Origin of the sequence: Planktothrix serta PCC 8927 (assembly GCF_900010725.2) — a bacterium.
GTDB classification, from domain to species: Bacteria; Cyanobacteriota; Cyanobacteriia; order Cyanobacteriales; family Microcoleaceae; genus Planktothrix; species Planktothrix serta.
The window spans coordinates 43,666-70,181 of record NZ_LR734874.1 but is presented as its reverse complement, the minus strand read 5'-3'; the positions used below and the strand labels follow the sequence as shown (position 1 = coordinate 70,181).

General features: G+C 40.5%; 21 protein-coding genes and 4 pseudogenes. 15 read left to right on the top strand and 10 right to left on the bottom strand.

Features of this window, described 5'->3' with window-relative positions:
- Both PL8927_RS28520 and PL8927_RS14885 read left to right on the top strand, forming a co-directional pair.
- Positions 1–195, top strand: a pseudogene (locus PL8927_RS28520) (RNA-guided endonuclease TnpB family protein); the annotation flags it as partial.
- A 107-nt stretch (positions 196–302) separates the two neighbouring features.
- Positions 303–1,508, top strand: a complete 1,206-nt coding sequence (locus PL8927_RS14885; protein WP_083622927.1) for a glycoside hydrolase family 10 protein — start codon at positions 303–305, stop codon at positions 1,506–1,508.
- A 44-nt stretch (positions 1,509–1,552) separates the two neighbouring features.
- On the opposite strand, the gene PL8927_RS14880 is transcribed toward PL8927_RS14885, so the two are convergent.
- Positions 1,553–2,053: a hypothetical protein gene (locus PL8927_RS14880; RefSeq protein WP_083622925.1), complete on the bottom strand. Its 501-nt coding sequence runs from the start codon at positions 2,051–2,053 to the stop codon at positions 1,553–1,555.
- Positions 2,054–2,357: 304 nt separating this feature from the next.
- Between PL8927_RS14880 and PL8927_RS14875 the strand changes: the two genes are divergently transcribed.
- From PL8927_RS14875 to PL8927_RS14860, 4 genes are all read left to right on the top strand, one after another.
- Positions 2,358–3,791, top strand: a complete 1,434-nt coding sequence (locus PL8927_RS14875) for a circularly permuted type 2 ATP-grasp protein (protein WP_083622923.1) — start codon at positions 2,358–2,360, stop codon at positions 3,789–3,791.
- 54 nt (positions 3,792–3,845) lie between these two features.
- Positions 3,846–4,835 (top strand): alpha-E domain-containing protein, encoded by a 990-nt coding sequence (locus tag PL8927_RS14870; protein WP_083622921.1) that lies wholly within the window; start codon positions 3,846–3,848, stop codon positions 4,833–4,835.
- Positions 4,832–5,680, top strand: a complete 849-nt coding sequence (locus PL8927_RS14865) for a transglutaminase family protein (RefSeq protein WP_083622919.1) — start codon at positions 4,832–4,834, stop codon at positions 5,678–5,680. Before PL8927_RS14870 ends, PL8927_RS14865 begins: the two co-directional genes overlap by 4 nt.
- A gap of 171 nt (positions 5,681–5,851) precedes the next feature.
- Complete coding sequence (locus PL8927_RS14860) at positions 5,852–5,989, top strand: photosystem II reaction center protein K (RefSeq protein ID WP_072722235.1); 138 nt, start codon at positions 5,852–5,854, stop codon at positions 5,987–5,989.
- A gap of 116 nt (positions 5,990–6,105) precedes the next feature.
- Here the strand turns inward: PL8927_RS14860 and PL8927_RS14855 are convergent, their stop codons facing one another.
- Positions 6,106–6,663, bottom strand: coding sequence for a glutathione S-transferase family protein (locus tag PL8927_RS14855; RefSeq protein WP_083622917.1), 558 nt, complete (start codon positions 6,661–6,663; stop codon positions 6,106–6,108).
- Between the two features lie 82 nt (positions 6,664–6,745).
- On the opposite strand from PL8927_RS14855, the gene PL8927_RS14850 reads away from it, so the two are divergent.
- A complete protein-coding gene (locus tag PL8927_RS14850; RefSeq protein ID WP_083622910.1) occupies positions 6,746–7,555 on the top strand; it encodes an Rpn family recombination-promoting nuclease/putative transposase in 810 nt (269 codons plus the stop codon).
- Positions 7,556–7,625: 70 nt separating this feature from the next.
- On the opposite strand, the gene PL8927_RS14845 is transcribed toward PL8927_RS14850, so the two are convergent.
- The 5 genes and pseudogenes from PL8927_RS14845 to PL8927_RS29125 all read right to left on the bottom strand — a co-directional run.
- A complete protein-coding gene (locus PL8927_RS14845; protein ID WP_083622908.1) occupies positions 7,626–8,090 on the bottom strand; it encodes a hypothetical protein in 465 nt (154 codons plus the stop codon).
- A gap of 249 nt (positions 8,091–8,339) precedes the next feature.
- On the bottom strand, positions 8,340–9,749 hold the full coding sequence (locus PL8927_RS29140; protein WP_407947415.1) for a calcium-binding protein: 1,410 nt from the start codon (positions 9,747–9,749) through the stop codon (positions 8,340–8,342).
- Between the two features lie 231 nt (positions 9,750–9,980).
- A pseudogene (locus PL8927_RS29135) lies at positions 9,981–10,277 on the bottom strand (Calx-beta domain-containing protein); the annotation flags it as partial.
- 15 nt (positions 10,278–10,292) lie between these two features.
- Positions 10,293–10,991 (bottom strand): annotated as a pseudogene (locus PL8927_RS29130) (choice-of-anchor L domain-containing protein); the annotation flags it as partial.
- Positions 10,992–11,000: 9 nt separating this feature from the next.
- Positions 11,001–11,564 (bottom strand): annotated as a pseudogene (locus PL8927_RS29125) (DUF4347 domain-containing protein); the annotation flags it as partial.
- A 320-nt stretch (positions 11,565–11,884) separates the two neighbouring features.
- On the opposite strand from PL8927_RS29125, the gene PL8927_RS14835 reads away from it, so the two are divergent.
- Both PL8927_RS14835 and PL8927_RS14830 read left to right on the top strand, forming a co-directional pair.
- On the top strand, positions 11,885–13,588 hold the full coding sequence (locus PL8927_RS14835; protein WP_083622906.1) for a CTP synthase: 1,704 nt from the start codon (positions 11,885–11,887) through the stop codon (positions 13,586–13,588).
- Between the two features lie 219 nt (positions 13,589–13,807).
- On the top strand, positions 13,808–14,227 hold the full coding sequence (locus tag PL8927_RS14830) for a hypothetical protein (protein ID WP_083622905.1): 420 nt from the start codon (positions 13,808–13,810) through the stop codon (positions 14,225–14,227).
- 137 nt (positions 14,228–14,364) lie between these two features.
- Here the strand turns inward: PL8927_RS14830 and PL8927_RS14825 are convergent, their stop codons facing one another.
- Positions 14,365–15,297 (bottom strand): WD40 repeat domain-containing protein, encoded by a 933-nt coding sequence (locus PL8927_RS14825; protein ID WP_083622903.1) that lies wholly within the window; start codon positions 15,295–15,297, stop codon positions 14,365–14,367.
- A 133-nt stretch (positions 15,298–15,430) separates the two neighbouring features.
- Between PL8927_RS14825 and PL8927_RS14820 the strand changes: the two genes are divergently transcribed.
- Both PL8927_RS14820 and PL8927_RS14815 read left to right on the top strand, forming a co-directional pair.
- Positions 15,431–16,531, top strand: coding sequence for an AI-2E family transporter (locus PL8927_RS14820; protein WP_083622901.1), 1,101 nt, complete (start codon positions 15,431–15,433; stop codon positions 16,529–16,531).
- 63 nt (positions 16,532–16,594) lie between these two features.
- Positions 16,595–17,203, top strand: coding sequence for a DUF3611 family protein (locus tag PL8927_RS14815; RefSeq protein WP_231506024.1), 609 nt, complete (start codon positions 16,595–16,597; stop codon positions 17,201–17,203).
- Between the two features lie 54 nt (positions 17,204–17,257).
- On the opposite strand, the gene PL8927_RS14810 is transcribed toward PL8927_RS14815, so the two are convergent.
- Positions 17,258–18,145, bottom strand: coding sequence for a YihY/virulence factor BrkB family protein (locus PL8927_RS14810; protein WP_083622897.1), 888 nt, complete (start codon positions 18,143–18,145; stop codon positions 17,258–17,260).
- Between the two features lie 395 nt (positions 18,146–18,540).
- Between PL8927_RS14810 and PL8927_RS14805 the strand changes: the two genes are divergently transcribed.
- The 4 genes from PL8927_RS14805 (at position 18,541) to hpsU (ending at position 25,181) form a co-directional block, all read left to right on the top strand.
- On the top strand, positions 18,541–22,269 hold the full coding sequence (locus PL8927_RS14805) for a PAS domain-containing protein (protein ID WP_083622895.1): 3,729 nt from the start codon (positions 18,541–18,543) through the stop codon (positions 22,267–22,269).
- Between the two features lie 92 nt (positions 22,270–22,361).
- Positions 22,362–23,306, top strand: coding sequence for a glycosyltransferase (locus PL8927_RS14800; RefSeq protein ID WP_083622893.1), 945 nt, complete (start codon positions 22,362–22,364; stop codon positions 23,304–23,306).
- 69 nt (positions 23,307–23,375) lie between these two features.
- Positions 23,376–24,320 (top strand): glycosyltransferase family 2 protein, encoded by a 945-nt coding sequence (locus PL8927_RS14795; RefSeq protein WP_083622891.1) that lies wholly within the window; start codon positions 23,376–23,378, stop codon positions 24,318–24,320.
- A 294-nt stretch (positions 24,321–24,614) separates the two neighbouring features.
- Positions 24,615–25,181, top strand: coding sequence for a hormogonium polysaccharide biosynthesis acetyltransferase HpsU (gene hpsU / locus PL8927_RS14790; protein WP_083622889.1), 567 nt, complete (start codon positions 24,615–24,617; stop codon positions 25,179–25,181).
- A 222-nt stretch (positions 25,182–25,403) separates the two neighbouring features.
- Here hpsU and PL8927_RS14785 read toward each other — a convergent pair whose 3' ends face one another.
- Positions 25,404–26,477, bottom strand: coding sequence for a D-alanine--D-alanine ligase family protein (locus tag PL8927_RS14785; RefSeq protein ID WP_083622887.1), 1,074 nt, complete (start codon positions 26,475–26,477; stop codon positions 25,404–25,406).
- Between the last annotated feature and the right edge of the window lie 39 nt (positions 26,478–26,516).

Sequence of the window (26,516 nt, the reverse complement as noted above, 5' to 3'; positions counted from 1 at the left end):
CGAGCTAAATTTCCCAATTTTAAATCTAAACATCACAAGCAATCAATTCAGTATCCCCAAAGTGTTACTGTTAACGGTGAACACCTAAAACTTCCTAAAATTGGTGGAATCAAAGCGGTATTTCACCGAGAAGTTACGGGAAAGATTAAAACGGTAACAATCTCAAAAACTTCGACTGATAAATATTTTGCTTAAATTGTTAGAAGGTCAGCAAAATTTGATAGATTATTAAAATATTCTAAAAATACAGGATTCCTCGGTGAATTGCTGATTTCTTCTTTACACTTATACAATTGGGTTTCATGGCGAAAAGTTCGTGGCGATATCTTTTTTCTAAATATACAAAACAAACCCTAAAATCCATTTCTCTGATGGTTTTGGGAATCTTGTTGACGGTTGCATTCTCGACTTATCCCGGTATCACAATTCCGTCCCAACCTGTTCAGGAAATTCGGGGAGTTTGGATGACAACCAATGACACCGATATTGTCAGAGATCATCTTAAATTACAGGAAGCTGTCAACCATCTGGCGCGATTAAATTTTAATACTATTTATCCGGTAGTTTGGAATTCTGGTTATGTGTTTTATCCGAGTGGAGTGGCTCAAGCGGGGGGGTTTCAACCGTTTATTCGTCGGGGGTTACAAGGACAGGATATTTTAGCAGATTTAATCACCCAAAGTCATCAAAAAGGGTTGTTAGTGATTCCTTGGTTTGAATTTGGGTTTATGGCTCCACCGTCGTCGGAATTAGTGTTAAATCATCCCAAGTGGTTAACAAACCGCCAAGATGGAAGTCAAACCTGGGAAGGGGTCGCTGGAGAAGTGGTTTGGTTAAATCCGTTTCATCCAGAGGTACAACAATTAATTACAAATTTAGTTTTGGAAGTCATGACCCAATATCAAGCCGATGGGATTCAGTTTGATGATCACTTGAGTTTACCCATTGAATTTGGTTATGATTCCTATACGATTAAGTTGTATCAACAAGAGACTAAAGCATTACCTCCGAGTAATCCTAAAGATGAAGCTTGGGTGCGTTGGCGTGCCAATAAAATTACTCAATTTGTGGAAAAACTGAATAAAGCAGTGAAAGCTAAAAATCCTAAAGCGATTTTTTCGGTTGCTCCTAATCCTTATTATACTGCTTATAATCGTCATCTGCAAGATTGGGTGGGTTGGGTGAAAAAAAATCTAGTTGATGAGTTAATTGTGCAGATTTATCGCCCAGATTTACCCAGTTTTGTTAAAGAAATGACTCAGCCAGAAATTAAAGAAGCACAGCGCAAAATTCCGACGGGAGTAGGAATTTTAACAGGGTTAAGAAATCGACCTGTAGCCATGCCCCAAATTCAAGCTAAGGTGCAAGCGGCGCGTCAAAATGGATTAGGGTTTTCGTTCTTTTTCTATGAAAGTTTATGGGATGAAGCACCTGAACCCATGCACGAACGACAATCTAAATTTCAAGCCCTATTTTATTATCCAGCTTCAAGAGCCTTTTTGAGATAATCTATTCTAATCTAGCAATCCTAAATGATTTTAGGAGGGGTAATTCATGAATTACCCCTCCTGGGATTTACTAGCCGTTGGCATTGAGTTCTGATAAATAATAAAACTGGAAATTGATAGGCTTCCGCCATTAACCATAATAGAATTAACAGATGAACTAAAAAGGATAATATTGTCCAGGCTAGGGGAAACCAACTCCAAACACTACCGGAAATAGGAGGAAAAATTAACGCGGATAAACCAATTAAACTCGGAGGAAATAGAACAAAACTAAGGGCAATAATCCAATAAATCCAACTGAGTTCCAGATTGCCTAAATGTTCACCTTTCCAGGTTTTTCCTGTCCAGTGCCACATTAAAGCCGGTTCTCGGTCAGCCATTTTTAAACTTTGTTTTTCTAGGTTAATCGTAAAGATATGATGGCAAACATCACACCCTAAAGCTTCCATCAAGGTAAGGCTGGAAATTTGACCACAACGACAAATTGGACAAGCATAAGTTCCTTCGTAACTTAACGGGTTTTTCTGACTGTGACTGTTAAACATTGATGCTTGTGGTATAAAATTACAAAAGTTGGTAAAATCTTAACTATGTTTTTAGATTAGAAAGACACAATTGTTTGATAATAAGGTTAGGTCTATTGTAGATAATGTTCTCAAAAGAAGACAAGATGTCTTTAGGAAGAGTTAAAGAGAAACTTAGGGTTTGATCCAAATTCCCGCCTAATTCCCTCAGTCCTACTTCTAGTTAGGAGTAAGGGTTTGGTAGATTTGTATCAGAAGCTACAGTTAAGGAGTCTCTCAAACTTTTATATGTCAATGATATAGCAATCAATTAGGATAAAAGCCAGTGCGATTTCAATCCTACGATCCAGGTGAATTCTACGATGAACTTTTTGTTGCGAAAGGACAACCTCGTCCCTACGCAGCAGCGTTAATTGATCGGATTAATTCTCTATCCCCAGGGGATTTAGAAATCCGACAGGAAGCGGCTAAAACGGCGATGATGAAATTGGGGGCGACCTTTAATGTCTATAGTGATAGTGAAGGGACAGAACGCATATTACCTTTTGACTTAATTCCCCGCATTGTTTCCGCTTCAGAATGGGCTTGGTTAGAACAGGGATTAAAGCAACGAATCCATACGTTGAATTTATTTATTGATGATATTTATGGAGAACAGAAAATCATCAAAGATAAAATTATTCCTGAAGAATTAATCTATTCTTCTAAGGGATTTCTCAAACCTTGTATGGGATTAAAACCCCCTAAAGGAATTTGGTGTCATATTACGGGAACGGATTTAGTTAGAGACAAAGAGGGAAAATGGTACGTTCTCGAAGATAATTTACGCTGTCCTTCTGGGGTTTCCTATGTGTTAGAAAATCGGCGGGTGATGAAAACAACATTCCCTCAAATTTTTGCGAAATTAGGAATTCAACCCGTTGATGAATATCCCAGTCATTTATTAGATGCTTTGCTGAATTTAGTCGGGGATCATATTAGCAACCCTACCGTTGTTGTATTAACTCCGGGGATGTATAATTCTGCCTACTTTGAACACTCTTTTCTCGCCCAACAAATGGGTGTAGAATTAGTCGAAGGACGGGATTTAGTGGTGAGTGATGGCTATGTGCAAATGCGAACCACTAAGGGTTTAAAACGGGTCGATGTCATTTATCGTCGAATTGATGATACTTTTATTGACCCATTAGCCTTTAATCCTGAATCCATGTTAGGGGTTCCAGGGTTAACGGAAGTGTATCGAAATGGTCGAGTTGCGCTGGCGAATGCGTTAGGAACGGGAATTGCGGATGATAAAGTGATTTATGCTTATGTTCCCCAAATGATTCAATATTATTTAGGAGAAGAACAAATTTTATCCAATGTTCCAACTTATTTATGTTGGGAACCCAAACAACTAGAATATGTGTTAGCAAACCTTGACCAATTAGTTGTTAAAGCCGCCAATGAAGCGGGAGGTTATGGGATGTTAGTGGGAACTCAATCGACAGAAGCAGAACGCCTAGAATTTGCCGAAAAAATTAAAGCGAATCCTCGAAATTATATCGCCCAGCCAACGCTATCTTTATCACGGGTTCCGACTTTATTAGGGGATACTTTTGAAGGATGTCACGTTGATTTAAGACCCTATATTTTATATGGTGAGGATATCTACGTTCATCCAGGAGGATTAACCCGTGTGGCGATGAAAAAAGGGTCATTAGTGGTTAATTCTTCTCAAGGAGGTGGAAGTAAGGATACTTGGGTTTTATGTGAATAAAAACTCAACCGTCAACAGCCAACAGTCAACTATCAACCGTCAACAATTATCAATATGTTAAGCCGCGTTGCAGATTCTATTTATTGGTTAAATCGTTATGTCGAACGGGCGGAAAATATTGCTCGTTTTATTGATGTGAATCAAAATTTGTTGCTAGATTCTCCCTCTGGTGTTCAACAACAGTGGAAACCGATTGTTGTCACAACGGGGGATTTAGAGGTGTTTAAAGAACGGTATGGAGAAGCAACAGAAGAAAATGTGATCCGATTTTTAACCTTTGATAGTAATTATCCGAATTCTATTTTATCTTGTTTACGGGCAGCGCGTGAAAATGCCCGTTCTGTTCGAGAGGTAATCTCCTCCGAAATGTGGGAACAAGTCAACGAATTTTATCTGATGGTTCGAGATGCGGCGGTGGGAGAAAGTTACTATCAACTCTCGGATTTCTTCTATCAAGTGAAAATGCGCGGACATCAATTTGCGGGAGTCATGGATGCTACTATGTCTCATAATGAAGGCTGGCATTTTGGCAACATGGGGAGATTATTAGAACGGGCGGATAAAACGTCTCGAATTTTAGATGTGAAGTATTATATTTTATTGCCTTCAGTGCAGGATGTGGGAACAACTATTGATGAAATTCAGTGGATTTCTTTGTTAAAATCAGCTAGTGCTTATGAAATGTATCGCAAACGCAAACAACACCGAATTACACCGTCTAGGGTGGTGGAATTTCTAATTTTAGATCGGGAATTTCCGCGCTCAATTGAATATTGTTTATTACAGGCAGAGCGATCGCTACAATGTATTACTGGAACCAGCCCCGGAACTTGGGAAAACCCCGCCGAACGGGAGTTAGGGCGATTACGTTCTGAACTGGATTATACCACAATTGAAGAAATTATGCAAGATGGAATTCATGAATTTCTCGATGATTTACAACATCGAATGAATCGCGTAGGCGAACGAATTTTTGAAGCCTTTTTTGCCCTTAAACCTGTTGCCAGTCCCCTAGTATTAAGCCAAACTCAAACGAGTTCATGATCTATAATATTACTCACCTTACCCATTACACTTACAGCCAACCTGTTGCTTTAGATCCCCATTTGATTCAGTTACGTCCCCGTTCTGATGCTTTTCAAAGCGTACAAGAGTTTTCTTTAGAGGTTTTTCCCCAGCCTCTAGGGTTATCAAATTGCTTGGGATTAGACGGAAATGACATCATCAAGATTTGGTTTTCCAAACCCACTGAAGAATTAAAAATTAAAGTCAATTCCCAAGTCGAAACCCATTGTACTAACCCCTTTCATTATTTATTAGAACCTTGGGCAATGGAGTTACCTGTTGTAGAATATCCGGCTCCTATTTTGAGTCATTTACAACCTTATTTACAAAAACTTCCTGATCCAATTATTACCCAACTTGCTCAAGAAATTTGGCATAAAACTCAGGGACAAACTCTCAATTTTTTAAGTGAATTAAATCAAAAAATTCATGATACTTGTCAACATATTATTCGCCCCCAAGGTCGTCCCCTACCACCCGGTATCACTTGGACACAACAGTTTGGTTCCTGTCGAGATTTAACCGTTATATTTATGGAAGCGTGTCGGATGATGAATTTAGCGACTCGTTTTGTGAGTGGATATCAAGAAGGGAATTTAAACCGAGAAAAACGGGATTTACACGCTTGGGCCGAAGTTTATTTACCCGGTGCGGGATGGCGAGGGTATGATCCGACTCAAGGATTGGCCATTAGCGATCGCCATATTCCCTTAGTCGCCACAGCCATTCCCCGCCACGCCGTCCCCATTAAAGGGACATTTCGGGGTAGTGGTGCCACCTCCCAGATGGAATTTCATGTTTCAATTGCCAAGATAGAGGGTTAATTGTTGGCTGTTGGCTGTTGGCTGTTGACGGTTGAGCGACTAACTTCATTCCCTGTTCCCTGTTCCCTGTTCCCTGTTCCCTTCTCTATAAAATTCGTAAGTTCCCATGACCGGGCGTGGTAAAATACGTTAAAATTCGCCCACATAATTTTTAGAGAGGTATATTAATTCATGGAAGCAGCACTGCTGTTAGCAAAGCTACCCGAAGCTTACTCCATTTTTAGCCCTGTCGTTGACATTCTGCCTGTTATCCCTGTCTTTTTCCTGTTGTTGGCTTTTGTTTGGCAAGCCTCTGTGGGATTCAAATAAAAAAAACCAGTTTCAGCTATCAGCGTTAAGCTGGAAAATTGTGGAGGTTTACTCAATTTAGGGTTTAACTTCCCGCTATTTCTAACTCAACGCTGATAGCCACTGTTGGGTTAATATTACTTTCTGCTGCCAATGGTTTTTTGAAATGCAGGTCTTTCTGTTAAGCGTTTAATATATTCTAAAACAGCCGGATAGGGGCTTAAATCCAACTGCAACATTAAGGGAATATAAGCTAAAAGCGAACCGACTGCAATATCAGCAACATTCAATTCATCCCCCATTAAAAAGGGCTGTTTCGTCAAAATTTCATTCAAAGGGTTTAGTAAACGAGGAGTTTCTTTTTCCCGATTTGCTTCTATAAAAATTCCCGTTCCTAGCGTAGCATTTCCAAATAAGACCCATTGATAAATTTCGGCTTTTTCTTCAGCAGAATTAGGCAGTTTGCCATGTTTTTCAGCTAAATATAATAAAATTGCTCCCGACTCCCACAGTTTAAAGTCGTCCTCAACAATGGCGGGAACTTTGCCAATCGGATTGATCGCCATGAATTCCGGTTTTAGGTGTTCTCCGGCTTGCATATCTAATAGAATAAACTCGTAGGGAACCTCGATTTCTTCTAAATACCATTGCACAATTGAAGCCCGACTGCGAGCACCACCATAGAGTTTTAACATTGATGTTTATCCTTTTTTAAGCTTAGAACTTCCTTAAAAAGTTTATCATTAAATTATCAAGACGAGGGAAGGAAAGGCAAGCGTGTTTGATAATATCTGCAAATTTATCGCAGAGAATTTTTCTGAGGATTTAGCGAGTTGGTTATTGGGTTCTCCCATTCAGTTAACACAACTGAGTCCAACGGAGTTATCCTTAGAACCGATTCGGGCAGATTCATTAATTTTACTACAATCCGATGAGTTAGTATTGCATACGGAATTTCAAACTCAACCGGATGCCATGATGCCCTTTCGGATGTTAGATTATCGAGTAAGGGTCTATCGACGGTTTCCCCAAAAGGTGATGCGTCAAGTGGTGATTTATTTACAACGAACTAACTCCCCCTTAGTTCAACAAAATACCTTTAGACTCGAAAAAACCTCCCATGAATTTGAAGTCATTCGTCTCTGGGAACAGCCTACAGAGGAATTTTTGAGAGTTCCTGGGTTATTACCCTTTGCGGTATTAAGTCAAACTAATGATCCCGCACAGGTATTAACTCAAGTCTCCCAAGTCGTTGAACAAATTGCAGATCGGCGTGTTCAAAGTAATCTGATCGCCGCATCTTCAATTCTCGCCGGATTAGTATTAGAAACCAATGTCATTCAACGGATTATTAGGAGTGATATTATGCAAGAATCAACCATGTATCAAGAAATTTTGCGACGAGGTAAAGAACAAGGTCGGGCTGAAGGGTTTACTGAAGGTCGGGCTGAAGCACTGCGACAAGTTGCAATTTTATTACTTCAAATGGGGATGAGTTTAGAACAGATTTCCCAAACAACAGAGTTAACGGTTGAACAAATTCAAGCGTTACAAGAAACCCAACAACAGGACAATCAAAATAATTAAAGATTGAGGCGATATCCTTGACCCTAGGCGGATGTCAACGGATATCGCCCTAACTTAAATTTCCCTAAAATTAAAGAACTTGGTGAGTATAAGCGTGTTGTTTAACGTTATCTTCAGTCCGAATCATTCGCTCAGAATTTAAAACCCGTTTTCGTTCTAGGGAGTAATTAAATTCTTTAAATGTTGTTCCTAATGGAATATGAGTTTGGGCTTGGGGGCGATTATGGTAGGTGCGAGTTGCTGCGATCGCGCGATCGGTAAAATTTTCACAAAAATGGGCATCTGTTGCCAATTCTGGGGGGATTTTAGCTTCTCCATTACTTAAAATAGAACCCAATGTTACAGCATAAGCGATTGAATAGGATGTAGGAACTCCTTTCAAAATGGCTTCTAAAGCCGCCGAGGGAATGGGCTCAACCACTTGAACTTGATGAACTTCCCCATCTTCTTTAATAAAACAGGTTGCTAAACCAATGACGACATAATCATCAGTGGATAGATCAGGGGCGTTAGGATATGCTGTTGCAGTTGTCATAGAAATTTAAGGGTTCAGAATTCTAAAACTAATTAACTCTCGTTGCATTGTACCAAGTTCTGATCAAGTCCCTTGCGGACAAGAATTAGACTGTTAAAGTGTCTAAACCCTTACGGGAGTTAAACAACAGGGATATTGCGAAAGTCGGGGGACTTCATATTTTGCTAAAACTTTTAACTAAACTTTATATTAGATCCTTAGAAATCCCTGACACCCCACTGAACATCTCATGTTGCCTGTTCCACACTTTTAAGAAGCCAGAACAAAATCACTTTGATTAATTGCAGGAGTTCCTATTAATATAGCCAGGGTTTGACCTTGATTTTGAATCTGTAATGCGCCATTATTAAGGGTAAAATTCAATTGTTCAAAAGTTAATCCGGTTGTGAGAACTAAAACATCTTGACCCTGGGTAAAATCGGTAATAATTTGTTGACCTTGTAACTCAATTAAAAACAAATCTTTTCCTTGACCTCCCGTTAAAGTATTATTGCCATTTCCTCCCCATAGAATATCATCACCACTATCCCCAAAAATGCGATCGCTTCCTTCTCCACCTATTAATGTATCTCCATCAGATCCCCCATGCAAGGTATCATTTCCGGCTTCTCCATGAATAATATCCTGTCCTTCATTTCCACTGAGAAGATCATCCCCATTTCCGCCACATAATTCGTCATTATCTTCCCCATTGTTAACAATGGTTTTCGTTGCAGTTCCGCCATAAATGGTGTCGTTTTCATCTCCTCCACAGAGGGTATCTTGTCCTAAATCTCCATAAATTTCATCGGCATCTTCATCCCCAAAAACTTGATCATCTCCTTTCCCTGCATTAAGTTTATCACTTCCTAAACCTCCACTTAGGGTGTCATTATTCCCATTTCCAAACATCATATCATCCCCTTCTCCTCCGAATAATAAATCCTGTCCGGGGGGGTTCTCAAATTGGGGTTCGGTGGTATCACCAATGACGGTATCATCTCCTAAGTCTCCTATGAGGGTATCATTTCCTAAATCTCCATAAATCAGATCGTTATTTTTCCCCCCAAAAATAGCATCGTTATCTTTACCGCCATAGAGTTTATCTGCACCTTCACTGGCGTTAACATAATCTAATCCTTGATTTCCAAATAGTACATCTGTTTCATTGGGTTTACCCGTAGCCGTATTAATTCCTTGACCCCCATAAACATTATCATCCCCATCTTTTCCATAAACTTCATCACTTCCTAGCCCACCAAATAAGGCATTCTTTCTTTCATCTCCTTGTAATTGATCATTGCCATCACGGCCATTAATTGTATCTTCAACTGTGTTGGGAATAATATTATTAATAGTTGGCGGCTTTAAGGAATCACAACTACAGTCGGGATTTAGATCTAAGGTAATATTAGAAATGGGTTCGGGTGTGGGTTCGGGTGTGGGTTCGGGCGTGGGTTCGGGTGTGGGTTCGGGCGTGGGTTCGGGTGTGGGTTCGGGCGTGGGAGAGGGAGAAGAATTAGGATTATTAATCAGTTGGGAAACAACCTGTTGAACCCCGATGGCTGTAGCATTATTTAAACTGGATAAATCTATAATAATGCTTTCATTGTCTTCGAGTAAATTATCATTAATTGTGGTTAAGGTTATACTTCCAATGGTTGACCCAGCCGGAATCACAATAACATCAGATGAGACGGTATAATCAAGATCTTTTGTGGCTGTTCCTAGAAATCCTAAATAAATACTAACAGCCTGATTTGTAACCGTCGATAAAAATGCCGATACGGTTAAAGTTTCGGTTTCTGTCAGGGAAGTTGGGCTAATACTGAGATTAACTACAGGTAAAGTTATATTGGGTTCAACAATATCTAAAACCGCAGTAGATTGAGAACCAATACTAATCCCGTTACTGGGATTTGCTAAGGCTAAATTAACGGTTTCTGTGGGTTCAATATTGTTATCGGCATTAATGGGAATGTTGAGGGTGGCTGTGGTTTGATTGGCGACAAAATTAACAGAAATCGGAGTATTATTATAGTCAATTCCTAGATTTAGGGCTGGGCCTCCAGTGGCAGTTCCATCGGTTAAAATTACATCAACACTGGCGGGTTGAGTTGCATCTCCACTGCGGTTAATAGTAATTTCTGAACCGATTAAACTGCCATTTTCATTAATTTGATAAGTGGGTTGAGAGAAACTAACGGATGGTGTTGTATCGGTGGGTAAAACAGTTCCTAATGCACCGCTTTTGAGGAAAACAGCCGAATCTAATGAGCCATCAGAGACATCTTGAATCTGAATTGTTAAGGTATTTTTGCTATTGGGAATTATGTTACCGGAAAAGGTTAAAACCTTTGTATATCCATCTAATTTAGTTAGGGTATCTGGGTTTTTAGGATTGTTGATATAATCAGGATGAAAGACTGTTGAGTCATTGCCATTGGGAACTAAATTATTAATAGTAACGGTTTGACCATCACTGAGTTGAGCGAGATTATTTCCATTTAATAACAGTTCAAAGGAATCATTAAAAATATCTCCTCCATATTCTACAAATTCTTCTGAACCAAAGACATATTGAAAGAATAATTGCTTGGCTGTTGCATTAGCATCAAAGGTAATTGTTAAAGTAATTGCATCTCCATCAATACCAGGATTTCCTAAGTCGGTATTCAAATCCGCACCTAGATCACCAAAATCAGTAAAGTCAGAAGCGGTATTAACACCGGGAATTTCTACCGCATTTCCGGTACTTAAAACAATCCCTGACGTTAAACCAAAAGGATCATCTTGAAACAGACCAACAGCACTAGAATCTCCTGTAATTTCCAAGTTAAAATTACTTAAACCGCTTGTATTTCCCAGGAGATTATTGAGGAGGTCTTGGGAATTATTATTGGCAGTAATTGAAAAGGCTAATTGATGATTATAATTATTTAGAATTCTCGGTTTAAAGGCAAGTTCAGTATTAATTTTTCCGGTTGTAACGGTAAAATCCCAATAGCCTTGACCCAGTTTTTCTGTTGTAGCAGCAACCTGAGTTTGGGTGATTTGACTTAAGGCTTTAACAAAGGCTTTTCCTTGCCAACCGTCGGCGACTTCACAACTATAAATTAATAAATTTGCTTTAGGATGTAACGCTTTAGACCACTGTTGAAGAGATTGTAGATAAATTGATAAATTGGATAAATTTAAGGTTGTATTTCCGAGATAAATTTCTCCGGGACTACCATGACAAACTAAATGAATCGCTTCTAAATTTTCAAACCGACTCAGATGTTCACCAATTTGAACAATACCATCGGTTTCATTTTTCAGCAATACCGGATAAATTCCCGGTTTAATTCCTGATAGTAGATACTGATAATCGGTGACATTGGAATCAATGAATAAAATTTCTGTAAAGGCTTCAGAACTTGACGAAAAGTTCAGCAAGTTACTCGGAGTGATAAAATCTAATCCGAAAGGGATCAAAGAGGTAAAAACAGCCATAGTAGATTGGATTGTAATATGAGAGCAATTTTGAATTTGCAAGTCAAATCTGGCTCAATCCTATTTGGTTCTCTGGGGTTAGTCACAGTTTGAAATATTTTAGCATAACGTTTTTAGCTGAGATCTAAAATCTTAGTAATTATGATCGTTCAAGTTCTCCGTTAATTCTACTAGATCTAAGTCTAGTTTAAAAGCGTAAATTTAGTCCAAGTTTGTATTAACTTAAGTGGTGGGAACTTTTGAATTTCTGAGTTTATCTCAATTTCTGGAAGGGCTTATGGCACAATTGATAAAGTATTAGAGGCGGCCAGGTAATTTTTATGACTAAGTTTGTTTTTATAACGGGTGGAGTGGTATCCAGTATTGGTAAAGGAATTGTTGCTGCTAGTTTAGGGCGCCTGCTGAAGTCACGGGACTATTCCGTATCCATTCTGAAGCTTGATCCCTATATTAATGTTGACCCTGGAACTATGAGTCCGTTTCAACACGGCGAAGTCTTTGTCACCCAAGATGGTGCGGAAACCGACTTAGACCTAGGACACTATGAACGCTTTACTGATACCTCTATGTCCCGTCTTAATAGTGTCACGGCTGGCGGAATTTATCAAGCGGTAATTAATAAAGAACGTCGGGGAGACTATCAAGGAGGAACTGTGCAAGTGATTCCTCATATTACCAATGAATGCAAAGAACGCATTCATCGAGTGGCAAAAAATACTAATCCAGATGTTGTAATTACCGAAGTTGGAGGAACTGTTGGCGATATTGAATCCTTACCTTTCTTAGAAGCAATTCGTCAATTTCGTAAGGATGTTGGACGCAAAAATGTAATTTATTTACACGTTACTTTAATTCCTTGGATTGGTGCGGCGGGGGAAATGAAAACAAAACCGACTCAACATTCGGTTAAAGAATTACGATCCATTGGGATTCAACCTGATATTTTAGTTTGTCGTTGCGATCGCCAAATTCCTTTAGGAATTAAAGAAAAAATTGCCGGATTTTGTGATGTAGAAGCAGATTGTGTGATTACCTCCCAGGATGCTAATAGTATCTATGAAGTTCCCTTACTCTTAGAGCAAGAAGGACTTGCCGAACAAAGCTTAAAACTGTTACAATTGGAACAACGACAACCGAATTTAACAGCATGGCAAACTTTAGTTGATCGGCTCTATCATCGGGATCACAATACAAAATGTCCCCTCCCCCACCCTAAAATTACGATTGCCATTGTGGGGAAATATGTGCAGTTAACTGATGCCTATCTATCCGTTGTAGAAGCCCTCCATCATGCGGCTGTTCAAGTGGGTGCAGAACTCCATTTAGAATGGATTAACTCGGAAGATATTGAAGGAAATAATCCTGAAAATTATCTTAAAAATGTGCAAGGAATTGTCGTTCCGGGTGGATTTGGACAACGTGGAACGGACGGTAAAATTTCAGCAATTGAATATGCACGAGAACAAAAAATCCCCTTCCTGGGATTATGTTTAGGAATGCAATGTTCAGTGATTGAATGGGCCCGTCATATTGCTAGACTTGAACGAGCGCATAGTGCTGAATTTGACCCAGAAACTCCAAATCCTGTGATTAATTTATTACCGGAACAGCAGGATGTTGTAGACTTAGGGGGAACCATGCGTTTAGGCTTATATCCCTGTCGTTTACAACCGGATACTTTAGCGTTTAAACTCTATCAGCAGGAAGTGGTTTATGAACGCCATCGCCATCGTTATGAATTCAATAATGCCTATCGTACATTATTCTTAGAATCGGGCTATACCATTAGTGGAACATCCCCCGATGGTCGTTTAGTCGAAATTATTGAATTACCCAACCATCCTTTCTTTGTGGCGACTCAATTTCACCCCGAATTTCAATCCCGACCCAATAGTCCTCACCCTCTGTTTCAAGGGTTTGTTGAAGCCGCAACCCAGTTATTAAAAAAAACCCAAACTGCAATGACTGAACCCATCAACGGACGATTAGACCCGACTGAATTACGTTCCACTTCTGGTGTTTAATTCTCCGGCTAAAGTTTCCTAAAATTGTCAATTCAGTTAGAAAAGAAGACCAGGGGCATCAATTTCTAATTTCAGGGGAAATTTTCATCCCACCCGATCAATCATCATTCTATGATCAGAGGGAATGGGTGAGTGATGATTGTCCTCTGGTCTGTTTATAGAATTTATTCAGGAAGCGAGTTGAGTCTTAGTAAGGATTCACAGGTCTGAGGAGGTTTTGTGGCGTACTGGATCAAAATGAATTATGACCGAGAAACTTATCTGATTGATCTCGATAGTATTAGTGCGTTTGCATCGGGATTGAACAAACGGATTACTTTGTGGTTGCCTGCTAATGGTAAACCTATTATTATTAATTATCAAAATAACCCCCAAACTTATGAAGATATTTTAGATTATATTCAAAAAATTACTGTCCATTCCTTAACTCACTATTGGATTAAGATTATTTATGATCGACATGAATATATTGTTGATTTGAATCGCCTTAATACTTTTGTTGTTGATTCTAGTAAACGCATCATGTTTTGGCTTCCTGATGGTAAAGAAGCCATTATTATTAATCCTCAAACCAATTCCGAAGCCTATTCTAAAATATTAGATTTTATTCAGCAAAAAACAGGGTATTCTTTGCCTTAGAATTAGGGAACAGGGAACAGGGAACAGGGAACAGGGAACAGGGAACAGGGAACAGGGAACAGGGAACAGGGGAAGAAGGGGGAGAGGGAGGTTTGCTAACAGTCAACAGTCAACAGTCAACAGTCAACAGTCAACTGTTAACCTTTGCGCCAAAGTTTAATAGTTGCATCCGTACTCCCACTGACGATCAAACGTTCAGAAGGACTATAGATAACCGTTCCAACGGAACCTTGATGACCTGCGAGGATCTGAATCGGCTCTAACAGCGCTCCCACTTGCAAATCTGGGCTAATTTTCCACAGCCTCAACGTGCCATCATTACTCGCACTCACTAAAATTTTGCCTTCGGTCGAGAAAGCTAGAGACTGCACAGAAGCCGAATGACCCATCAGGGTCGCTAACTCCTGGCCAATTTCCAGCCACCAGAGTTTAATCGTCTTGTCTTCACTTCCAGTAGCGAGAGTCAAACCATCGGGACTAAAAGCTACCGACCAAACCGGAAAGGAATGACCCACCAAAAGCGCTAATGACTGCTGGCCATTTACACTCCATAATCCCACGGTTCCATCCCCACTACCACTGGCCAAAAATAAACTATCAGGACTAAAGGCCAATGACCAAATTGGAAAAGAATGCGCTTTTAACGGGGGGAGAGGTTGACCCTTCGTTAAATCCCAAAACCCAATGAAGCCATCAAAACTCCCCGCAGCCAGAAGTTTACCATTGGGACTAAACGCTAAAGAACAAATAGGAACCGATAACCCCAAGTCCAATACTTGATATTGAAGCGTGCTCACATTCCAAAGGTGAATATTTTTATCGCATTCAACCGCCAGTATGGGAGAATTTGGACTGAATACTAACCCATAACCGGGATATTGTCGGCAGAGGTTATCAGCCAGAATCATCGGCGCAGAGGGTGTTTCCAAGTTGTAAAGTTGCAACGTGGCATCATCACTGCGACTGGCCAGAAGTTTACCATCGTAACTCATGGCAATCACTCTGACGGCATCAGAATGAATATGGAGGGTATCACGACATTCCCAATTCAAAAGTTGAGGCTGTAGCATATTGAGTATAAATCTGTATTTCTAACTTTTCATCTTAAACCTCTGTTGCTGTGTGGAAGCCGTCATTACTTTCAATTGCGGGATATTGGGTTAAAAAAAAGGTATTAACAAGCGTAAAACAGGAGTTGACATCTTGAAACTGGCAGATTGGATCGGGTTCCTTTGTTTAGTCATTGCCCTCATTATTCTGTGGCAGTTTCGGCAAATCCTACTGCTTCTGTTTACCTCCGTTGTGTTGTCCATTGCGGTTAACAGTTTAGTACGACGGATACAACGATTTGGACTGAAGCGCGGACGTGCCGTTTTGTTATCACTCGCCTTAATTGTGGTGATGGGTGCAGTGTTAATTAGTGTGGTTTTGCCTCCGTTTTTAGACCAGTTTCAAGAACTGATCAAATTGGTTCCTGTGGGGTACGATAAATTACTGATTTGGCTGAACGGTCTGGCTAAAAATCCCCCCAGTTGGCTTCCTGACCTGAATGTTGAGCTTCCGAATGTCACCCAACTAGCAGCACAAGCTGGGCCTTTCGCTCAAAAGCTATTGGGAAATTTCTTTGCCTTCTTTTCTAACTCGATTGGCAACTTTTTACAGTTTCTATTACTATTAATATTTGCCTTGATGTTATTAGCTGATCCCTCCTCCTATCGTCGGGGATTGGTACGTTTATTTCCCTCGTTTTATCGTCATCGAGCCGATTACATTTTATCCAAATGTGAAACAACTTTATTGCAATGGATGGGAGGGATTGTTATTACCTCTACTTTTGTGGCAATATTGAGTGCTATCGGTCTGCTAATTTTGGGGATTCCGTTTGTATTTGCCCATGCGCTATTAGCGGGAATGTTTAACTTTGTTCCGAATATTGGGCCGACAGCCAGTGTGATTTTTCCCGTTTCTGTTGCGTTATTAGATACCCCTTGGAAAGCCTTGGCAGTCATTATCCTATACGTTATTATTCAAAACTTAGAGAGCTATTGGTTTAGTCCTCTGGTCATGCAAAAACAAGTTGATTTGTTACCCGCGATTACCTTAACGGCTCAAATCTTTTTTGCCTCCTTTTTTGGGGTGTTAGGTTTAGTTTTAGCCTTACCCTTAACAGTGGTGAGCAAAACTTGGATTGAAGAACTTTTACTCACTGATTTATTAGATCAATGGGGATCAGAGGGAACAGGGAACAGGGAACAGGGAACAGAAGGAGCAGGAGGAGTAGGGGAGGGAGGAGGAAATAATTGATACTTTGAACTCGGAAACCTAATGCTCGAAACTAATATTTTATTTGAAATTAAGGAAAAAAAGATGATTGATTCTCAAGATAATTATGAATCGGGATCTCCTAATATTCGGGAAATTGCTCAAGATTTCCGGCGGTTGGGTTGGGTTGGATTTTGGATACAATCTCTATTAGGAATTATTCCGATATTTCTGTTGATTTTTGTCCTATTTTTAAGACCTTCTGTTCCTTCTAACGCTCAAAATTCTGCCTTAGATATTGTTTTAGGATATGCCTGTTTATTTGCTTTAATTTTTACAATGTATTGGTGTTTCCAATATACTCGAATTGGCAGTAAATTAGAAGATCCCAATCAACGACCCGCTAAAGCAGAAGTTATTCACGCCTTATGGCTGGGAATTGTAATTAATTTAGTTGGAATGAGTTGTATTATTTTAATAGGTTTCTCGATTGTCGGCACCTTACTCTATAGACTGCTTACCTTACCCCCAGGTGCGTCTAAAATGTTTAGTCCGATTGCAGGAACAACTGTTTTTGATCCCGGCTCTATTGTCACCCCGTTTAATATGGTTACAATTCAAGCGATGGTGAATGCAATGGGAGCAGAATTAGTGGGAATGGCGGTAAGTTTATGGTTGTTAAGTCGAGTTAGTTCCCATCAGTCCAAATCTTAGGAAGAATACTGAAAATATCTCTATTTACCCGTTCCCAATTGCCTGTTAATTTGTCTATTTAGTTTTCAATTCGGCATGGCGATCGGGTATAATATTAGAACCATAATGACGGGTATAAACTTGAGTAAATTCGGCTCCAAAAAATAGAATTTGGACTGAATAATAAATCCAAGTTAGAAAAATAACTAATGAACCCGCCGCACCATAAGTTGAACTAAAACTACTACTTCCTAAATACATTCCGATTAAGGATTTACCCACAGTAAAGAGTAAAGCCGTAATGATTGCTCCGATTAAAACATCATTCCAAGTAATAATAACATCCGGTAAATATTTAAAAATTAAAGCAAATAATAACGTTGTTACCCCCAAAGAAACAACAAAATTTAGCAAGTGCCAAAAACCATCTACTCCCGGTAAAAGTTCACTCGCATATCGACTTAATCCTGTTAATACCGCACTAACCGTTAACGAAACTAATAATAAAAATCCAATACTAATCACAGCAGCAAAAGATAACGCCCGTTTTCTGACAAAACTGCCCACTGCATTCGTCGGTTTAGCCGAAATATTCCAAATGGTATTTAACGAATCTTGTAATTGAATAAATACCCCCGATGCCCCAAAAATCAAAAAGCCTATACTCAGTAGTGACGCTAAAATTCCATTTCCTTGACCTGGACGATGGGCATTTTCTAAAGCCGTTTGAATCACTGTTGCTCCTTCTTTCCCTACTAACCCTTGAATTTGTCCGACTAATTCCCCCCGTGCTGCTTCTTCCCCTAAGAAAAATCCTGCAATTGCTACAACAATCACTAATAAAGGGGCTAAAGAAAACACCGTATAATAGGCTAAAGCAGCAGCCAATTGAGAAGCATTATCTTGACTCCATTCTTGATAGGTTTCTTTGAGTAATCGCCACACCGTTCTGCTACTAACCACATAACCTCCTTTCTGGCTTGATCCATCATCCCTTCACACTCAATTGTCATTGGGGAGTTGATCCCCAGATCCAAGTTTCCAGGCTAACCCCTAATTTTATCTTCTCGATTTTGACATTGATTGCATCTATCTTTTGACAGAACATAATAATCAGGTTTTCCGGTTAGGCTAGTTAAAAATCGGGCTTCAATTTTGAGAAATTTCTATCCTAAGAGAGACGAATAATAACGGGTATTAATTTTATTTTTATTTCTATAGGGGGATGTTTATTGGGACTGTTGACAGTTGACGGTTGACGGTTGACAGAAATCAATGATTTCCCCTGCCTCTCCCCCCTCCCCTTCTCGACCTGTTTCTATCCCATTTGGAAATACCGTTCTGCAAATAACATTAGAATGACACCATCTTTGAGCCAACCAGAAACTAACCCTATTGGTGAACCCGCACCCTCTGACCTAGAGGAGATATTGGTAAATAGTGGGGAAATGGGGGCTTTAATTTCTGCATACCATTGGTCACAAACCTCTGTCGGAGCCATGGAAACCTGGCCCGGAAGCCTCCGCACGGCGGTCAGAACCCTCTTAAAATCCGATTGTCCCATGTTATTAATTTGGGGACAAGACTGGATTCAGATTTATAACGATGCTTACCGTTGCTTGTTGAAACCCAGCCAACATCCGCAAGCCTTGGGACAATCGATACGGGTTTGTCGGTCTATCCTCCCCGAACAAAGAAGTCCAGAAATTCAACGGGTGTTTCAAACGGGTCAACCGCAATGGCATCAATCGCTTCGGGTTTTGAAAGATACTCGCAGATATGGGGAGAAGGATGATTTCATCATCTTTTATAGTCCGATTTGGGATGAAACCGGGCGAGTGGCTGGCGTTTTAGCAACGATGATGGATGGTGCGGAGTCCGTCATCTCAAAATCCCCTCAACCGCAAACGGAAACAGCAAAAGAACCTTTTACCCACAGAACTTGGCAACGTCAAAAAAGTCAAGGAAAATCTACGGAATTCGGGGCTATAGCCTCAGATGTGATCAATATTCTCGACAGTATTACCGATGGGTTTATCGTCTTAGATCCACAAGGACACCTGATTTATATTAATCCGGCGGCGGCTCGAATTCTACAAACATCCGCCTCAACCTTAAAAGGGAAAATCTTGTGGGAAACCTTACCCCTGATGGCAATACCTGAAATCCCTATCCCTTTACAACAGGCTATTACCTGGGAAGCCTTCGATCAAACCCAACAGATTTGGCTAGAAATCAAAGCCTATCCCTGTCCAGAAGGATTGATAATTTATTTCCAAGATATCACCCCACGCAAACACACCGAAGACGGTCTACGACACAGTGAAGCCCGTTTGCGACGGATTTTTGAATGTAATGCCGTTGGCATTGGAGTTTGGGAAGAATCCGGTCAGATTACAGAAGCCAATGATGCCTTATTAAATCTGTTGGGCTATAGTCGGGGACAATTAGAAGCAGGTGATCTCAACTGGCAAACCTTAACCCCCCCTGAATATCAAGGTTTAGATCAACAAGCCTTAGCCGAAATTCGCACCAGTGGTTTTTGTCAACCCCTAGAGAAAGAATATCTACACGCCTCTGGACGACGGATTCCCATTTTAATCAGTGGGGCTGCCTTTTCCCCAGAGTTAGAGAATGGGATTTTTTTTGTTCTCGATTTAACACAGCAACGGCTCTGCGAAGCCAAATGGCGCCTGACTGAAGAACGGTTACGGGTGGCGTTAAAAAATTCTCCGATTACCGTCTTTAGTCAAGATCAGGATTTGCGTTATACCTGGATCTACAATTGTCCGAAACAAAAATATCCCCCCGATGAAGACATTATTGGTGTGTTAGAAACGGATTTGTTTAACGTTGAAGATGCTAAAAAATTGACTCGGATTAAAGGGGGAGTTTTAAAGACAGGAATTGGAACCCGTGAGGAAGTTTGGGTCAGTCAGCAGGGTCAAGGCTTCTATTTTGATTTAACGGTGGAGCCCTTATTGAATGAACAGGAGCAAGTGGTGGGTGTGACCTGTGCGGCGGTGAATATTACCGAACGTAAACAAATGGAGTTAGCTTTACATCGCAGCGAAACTCTATTACAGGCGTTGTTGTCGAGTTCTCCGATTGGGATTGCCTTTTTAGATCATGATTTACGGTATCTGCACGCAAATGAAGCTTTAGCCAAACTCCAGGGTTTACCCTTGAGTGAGTTAATTGGACGACAACTAACAGAGGTTTTATCGGAATGGGCCGATCAAATTACTCCGGTTTTACGCCAGGTGATTGAGACGCAACAACCCTTACTCAATCAACCTCTGAATTTGGAAACGGCTAAGGTTAACACCTGCCAATATAGTTTAGTGAATTATTATCCCGTGTGTTTACCCAATGGCAGCGTATTGGGGGTGGGGATGACCGTGATGGATTTGACAGCCCGTAAACGGGCGGAACAGTCAGAACAGATATTAGCAATGGCGAGTTCGGTGTTGGTTAGTTCTTTAAATTCTCGGACAACGTTAATGAATTTGGCACAATTGCTGGTTCCTGTAGTTGCGGATTGTTGTTTCTTTGATGTGGCGGGAACTGATGGCAGTTTACGCAGGTTAGCTGTTTATCATGGTGATCCGAGCAAACAACAACAACTGAGTCAGTGCCAAAACTGGGTTCTGAGTCTTAATAGCAATCATCCGATTGCGGAGGTCTTAGCCAGTGGTCAGCCTTTATTGTTACCGAATATTACTCCAGATTGGATTGAAACCATCACAACCCTTCCTGAACAGGTGGAATTTCTGCATACCGTTGCACCCACTTCTTGGATATCGATGCCTTTAATTGCTCGTGGTCGCACATTGGGGGCGGTGACTTTCTGTTTAACGGCTCAATCTCCTCGTCACTATACCGAAGCCGATTTAAGCTTTGCTGAGGAGTTAGCTTATCGAGCAGCCTTGGCTTTGGATAATATTCAACTGTACCAACAAGCCCAGGATGCTAATCGAATTAAGGATGAATTTTTGACGGTTTTGTCCCATGAATTGCGATCGCCATTGAATCCGATTTTAGGTTGGACAAAATTACTCCGATCTCGAATCTTTGATGCGAGTACCAGAGACCGGGCTTTAGAAACAATTGAACGCAATGCTAAATTACAAGCCCAACTAATTGAAGATTTGTTAGATGTTTCTCGAATTTTGCGGGGTAAAATGGCATTGAATGTGGCAACGGTTCCCCTGAAAGCAACAGTAGAAGCCGCCTTAGAAACTGTCCAATTAGCAGCAGAAGCGAAAAATATTACAATTGAAACCGTATTTTCTCCCCATATTGGTTATGTTTGGGGAGATGACGAACGGTTACAGCAGGTGGTGTGGAATCTGCTCTCCAATGCGGTGAAGTTCACACCGGAGGGCGGATGGATACAAGTACATTTGGAATCAGTGGGTCATCATGTTCAAATTCAAGTTCAGGATAATGGACAAGGGATTAATCCCAACTTTTTACCCCATGTTTTTGAATATTTTCGTCAGCAAGATAGCACAACAAGGCGACAATCTGGGGGTTTGGGCTTAGGGTTAGCCATTGTCCGTCATTTGTGTGAACTACATGGGGGCACGGTTAAAGTAGAAAGTCCAGGGGAAGGGTTAGGAACAACGTTTACGGTGCGTTTACCTGTGATGGAAAGCTGTTGTGGACACTGTGCGACTTCAAAGTGTACCGAAGAAACCAGGGTGGATTTAAAAGCGTTACGAATTTTGGTGGTTGATGATGATGAGGATATGCGAGACTTGATCCAAGTTATTTTAGAACCATTAGGGGCAAAACTATTAATCGTATCTTCGGCAATAGAAGCCTTACGAGTTTGGGAGGACTTTCAACCTCTGATGTTAATTTGTGATATTGGAATGCCCAGTATGGATGGTTATATGTTAATGCACAAAATTCGCCAACGTCCCTTAGAAGCGGGTGGACAAATTCCGGCGATCGCATTAACCGCATACACCGGAGAATTTAATCAACAGCGTGCTTTGGCTGCGGGATTTCAACAGCATCTTTCTAAACCTATTGAGCCCGAAGATTTAGTAAAAGCGATCGCACAATTGTTAACATAGTTGACGGTTGACGGTTGACTGTTGACTGTTAATAGTTAACCGACTAGCTTCTTTCACAATTCGTAATTCGTAATTCGTAATTCTCAATTCCTATGTCACAATTCCTAATTTCTGCGATTATTTGTACTCACAATCGAGAACAATATTTAGGTTTAGCAATTGATAGTTTACTACAACAAGATTTTACGGATTTTGAAATTATTGTTGTTGATAATGCTTCAACGGATGGAACCCGTCAAGTCGTTGAAGCACGTCTTCCCCATCCTAAACTCCGATATATTTATGAACCCGTAACGGGGTTATCTATTGCTCGAAATACAGGTGCGAAAAACTCCCAAAGCCCGATTATCGCTTATTTAGATGACGATGCCATTGCCACGCCTCAATGGTTAAGAGTGTTATATTCAGCTTATGAAAATCATCCGAAACTGGCGATCGCTGGAGGGAAAGTCACATTGATTTGGCCAGAAGGGATCACTCCCCCACCTTGGTTGTCTGATAATTTAGCCAAAAATCTAGGTGCGTATGATTTGGGAGACCAGTGGGTTGAAATTAAAAATCCGAGTTTGACCCCCAGAGGGTTAAATTATTCCATCCGTCGCAGTTTCTTAGAGAACATTGGCGGTTTTGATATCAATTTAGGTCGGGTGGGAAAAAGGTTATTATCTAATGAAGAATTACAGATGACTGAACTCGCACTCAAACAAGGTTGGCAAGTCGCTTATATTCCTGAAGCCTTAGTCGCCCACCATGTTGCACCGGAACGGATCAACCGAGCTTGGTTTATGGAGCGGGGATGGTGGCAAGGCATTAGCGAATGTTATCGGGAACAGTTAGCAGGGCGCGATGGCATTGTGCAACTGGGACGAGGAGGGGAACGCATTATCCGAGGGTTGTACAAAACTATTAAATATTTTGGTAATCCTGCCTTACGATTTGATAATTTCGTGTATGCTTACGGTCAAATTGGCTATTTGGGTGCTGCAATTTCGGGTTTGGTTCATTCTGAATCTAAACCAGAGAATTCTCAAAAATAAATTGCAATCGGGGTCAATTCCTCAATACTTTTGGCTGTTCAATTCCTTGATCTATTTTTAAGTTTAACTATGAACTCTAACGCATCCAAACTTCCCATTTCTGTGCTAATTCCTGCTAAGAATGAGCAAGCCAATTTACCCGCCTGTTTATCCAGTGTCGCCAGAGCCGATGAGATTTTTGTTGTCGATTCCCAAAGTAGCGATCGCAGTGTGGAAATCGCCGAGAATTATGATGCCAAAGTTGTCCAATTTTATTTCAAAGGGGGATGGCCGAAAAAGAAGAATTGGTCATTAGAAACTTTACCCTTTAGAAATGAATGGGTGTTAATTGTAGATTGTGATGAACGGATTACTCCCGAATCTTGGGATGAAATTGCTGAAATGATTAAAAACCCGGAATATACGGGATATTATATTAATCGTCGGGTGTTCTTTTTAGGGACTTGGATTCGTCACGGAGGCAAATATCCTGACTGGAATTTACGTTTATTTAAACACAAATTGGGACGGTATGAAAACTTACAAACCGAAGATGTTCCCAATACCGGAGATAATGAAGTTCATGAACACGTTGTCATGTCTTCGGGTCAAGTGGGATATCTCAAAAATGATATGCTTCATGAAGATTTTCGAGATTTATTCCACTGGATTGAACGTCATAACCGTTATTCTAACTGGGAAGCACGAGTTTATTACAATATTTTAATGGGGGCTGATGATAGTAAAACGATTGGTGCTAATTTCTTTGGAGATGCGGTTAAACGCAAACGATTTTTAAAGAAAATTTGGGTTCGTTTACCCTTTAAACCTCTGTTACGGTTTATTTTATTCTATATTATCCAATTAGGATTCTTAGATGGGAAAGCGGGATATATTTATGGCCGCCTTCTCAGCCAATACGAATACCAAATCGGGGTTAAATTGTTTGAACTGCGAAAATTTGGCGGACAATTAAATGTCACGCCTAAACCTGTTCAACCGTTAACAGGGAACAGGGAACAGGGAACAGCTTAACAGGAAACAGCCGTAGGGGCGGGGTTCCCCCGCCCGTACCAGTCAACAGTCGTAGGGGCGGGGTTCCCCCCATCGGTGTCAACTTAACGCCAAAAGCCTTGAAATAAATTTCAGGCTAAAAGCTTAAACCCGTTAAAACGGGTTAAAAAAGACAAGTCTTGAGTCATCTTTAGATGACTTTAGCTCTTAGCCCGAAATTTATTTCAGGGCATTATGACTTAAGTTGACACTAATGGGTTCCCCCGCCCCTACCAGTCAACAGTCAACAGCCCTGGTGTTCATCATTGATTTTTTATGTTGCAAGAAAAAACAACCTTTGTAGATTTACGACAATATGATCAATCCCATTTTGATCGCGGAAAACCCGGTTGGTTTGTGTTGTTGTGGTGGTTGGTTCAAGCGATCGCTTTTCCCTTAACATTACATCCTTTTAATGGAATTCGCTGTCAATTATTACGATTATTTGGAGCTAAAGTTGGTGAAGGAGTTGTGCTGCGTCCCACAGCCCGATTTACCTATCCTTGGAAAGTAACCATTGGTGATTACAGTTGGATTGGAGATGATGTTGTATTTTATAGTTTAGATGAAATTATTATCGGCGAACATTGTGTTATTTCCCAAAAAAGTTATTTATGCACCGGAGGTCACGATATTAAAGATCCTACATTTAAGTTAAAAACGGCTCCGATTGTAATTGAAGATGGTGCTTGGGTGGCGATGGATTGTTTTATCGGCCCAGGGGTGAAAATTGGCACTAATTCAGTAATTGGGGCGCGCAGTAGTGTGTTTAAAAGTATGCCTTCTGGACAGGTTTGTATTGGTTCTCCTTGTCGTCCCTGTTATCCTAGGCCAATGAATTGAACCTATTGAGTTTTGCTTGATTGGGTTTAAGGGGGGGTCGGAGGCATAGCCTCCGACAGGGGGTTCCAATACAAGGTATTGGAGCCAGGGAATAAAGGGTGGGAAAAGGGAATCCTATTATTATAGACACCAATTCCCATTCCTGCAACTAACCTCTGTAATCTAGCCGGAAATAACTGAACGGAGAATCCGTTTAACTGGGAACAGGATCAAATTAAGGATTTAATCGCGTTTGGTTTCTGAATGCCGTTCTAAGGCAAATTGGATTAATTGATGGACTAATTCATCGAAGGAAACGCCCGACGCAGCCCAAAGTTGGGGATACATACTGGTAGATGTAAAACCCGGAAGGGTATTAATTTCATTAATTAAAATTTCTCCGGTTTGTTCAACATAAAAAAAGTCAACTCGTCCTAACCCCGCCGCATCAACAGCTAAAAAAGCTTGAACTGCCATCTCTTGAATTTGATTAGCAATTTCATTACTCACTTTTGCAGGAATAAATAAATCCGCTTTCCCTTCAGTATATTTAGTTTCATAATCGTAGAAATCACTCTTAAACGTAATTTCTCCAACAACAGAAGCTTTCGGTTGATCGGTTCCTAATACCGCACATTCTAATTCTCTAGCCATCACTCCCGCTTCCACAATAATCCGTCGATCATAACTAGCGGCGTTATCTAAAGCCGTTTCTAATTCCTGACGGTTTCTAACTTTAGAAATCCCGACGGATGACCCTAAATTGGCAGGTTTAACAAAACAAGGATAACCTAATTCTACTTCTAATTGATCACATAATTTCGGGAAAATACAAGGGTTTGAATAAATTTGCGATCGCATCACCAGTTTATATTTAACTTGGGGTAAACCTGCTTGAGAAAATGCCATTTTCATCGCAATTTTATCCATCCCCATCGCAGACCCCAAAACCCCAGAACCCACAAAAGGAACTTGCATTAAAGTTAATAATCCTTGGATCGTACCATCTTCTCCATTGGGGCCATGTAAAATCGGAAACCAAAGGTCAATTTCTGATAAATTAATCGTTTGGGGAAGGCGATCGGACGGTTGGACTTCATCGTTGCTGAATAGAGGTTTTCCCGACTCTAAAACCTGTTGAGCAATTTTGCGATCTTTCCAAACCCCATCTTTTTGAATATATACGGGTAGCAGTTCGTATCGATTTGCATTCTCATCGGTTGTTAAGGCTTTTGCGATCGCTCTTGCGGAACTAATGGAAACTTCATGTTCGCCAGAACACCCACCAAATAGTAATCCTACCCGTAATTTAGTCATATTACTCAAAACGCAGTTTCAAATGTCTCGAAATACTAT